This is a genomic window from Fructilactobacillus sp. X3R2C1 (genome assembly GCF_059901235.1).
The window spans coordinates 1-237 of record NZ_JBWXVA010000086.1; the positions used below are offsets into that span (position 1 = coordinate 1).

A 237-nucleotide genomic window follows, 5' to 3' on the forward strand; every position below is an offset into this window, starting at 1 on the left:
GAGCAATTGATGGATTTCTTGGAAATGTATAAAGCGTCGACAGAAGAACTGGTTTTTACGCATGGTGATTATGGTTCGGGAAACGTTATGATACATAAGGGGCGTATTGCAGCATTTATTGATGTAGGAGCATCGGGGATATCTGATCCATACTATGATATTTATTATCTTGTAAAAAGTCTTACATTTTATACGGATAGGAAAGAAGAAATAGAGGAGTTTATGAAAGGATATGGG

At 36.3% G+C, this 237-nt stretch carries 1 protein-coding gene; it reads left to right on the plus strand.

Annotation, left to right across the window (positions count from 1 at the left end; all coding sequences use genetic code 11):
* Positions 1-237 (plus strand): phosphotransferase (locus tag AC6UDB_RS07260; RefSeq protein WP_500709595.1); only part of this gene is annotated, 237 nt, incomplete at both ends.